This is a genomic window from Mitsuaria sp. TWR114, from assembly GCF_007997345.1.
Window position 1 is genome coordinate 1 of record NZ_VOSR01000279.1, and the last position, 1,057, is coordinate 1,057.

The 1,057-nt window shown below is 71.3% G+C and carries 1 protein-coding gene; it reads left to right on the forward strand.

Features of this window, described 5'->3' with window-relative positions:
- Positions 1 to 14 precede the first annotated feature (14 nt).
- The coding region (locus FUT87_RS11915) for a condensation domain-containing protein (RefSeq protein ID WP_255511785.1) at positions 15 to 1,057 on the forward strand (1,043 nt) is incomplete at its 3' end.

Here is a 1,057-nt window from a genome sequence, read left to right on the forward strand (position 1 = left end):
CCTTGCCCGAGTACATGGTCCCCAGCGCCATCGTCGTGCTCGACACGCTGCCGCTGAACCCCAGCGGCAAGGTCGATCGCAAGGCGCTGCCGGCGCCGGATCTCCACACCGCATCGGCAGCCGCCTACGAGGCACCACAGGGTGAGGTCGAGACCGCCATCGCCGCGGTCTGGGCCGACGTGCTCGACGTGGACATCAGCCGAGTGGGCCGCCACGACAACTTCTTCGAAGTCGGCGGGGATTCCATCCTCAGCCTGCAGATCATTGCCCGCCTGCGTCGCACCGGATGGCATCTGACGCCGCGGCAGATTTTCGAGTTGCAGACGATCGCCCGTCTCGGCGTTGCGGCGCAGCGGATCGACGACGGCGCGCTGGCAGCGCCCGATGCGGCATCGCCGCTCGGTCGCCTCGACGACTTCCTCGATGCCGCCGCCATCGCCGCGCTGCCGATCGACCCCGCCTCGATCGAGGACGTCTACCCGCTGGTGCCGACGCAGGAAGGCATGTTGCTGCACTCGGTCGAGGCGCCGGACTCCGGCCTCTACGTGAACCAGCTGAACGTCGAGGTCCGCCACCTCGATCCCGATCGCCTGGAAGCGGCGTGGCGCGTGATGGTCGCGCGGCACGCGATGCTGCGCACCGCCGTGTTGTGGCAACCGGGCATGACGCGACCGCTGCAACTGGTGCTGCGCGAGGCGCCCAGCGCCATGACGCGGCTGGACTGGCGCGGCGAGGCGGACACCGCGCGTCGCATCGCCGACTTCGCCCGCGCCGAGCTCACGCGCCCGATCGACTGGCTCCGCCCGCCGCTCTCGCGGGTTGCCGTGATCCAGCTGGACGAGGATCGCCACCAGCTCGTGTGGACCCGCCACCACCTGCTCTCCGACGGCTGGAGCGACGCCCGCCTGATGGCGGAATGGCTGCGCTGCTACGCCGGCGAGGCGCTGCCGCGGCGCGCCGCGCTATGGCGACTTCGTGCGCTGGCTGCAGCGGCAGGATGCCGGCGCGCCGCAGGCCTTCTGGACCGAGGCGCTTGCGGCCCTCGACGGCCCCACGC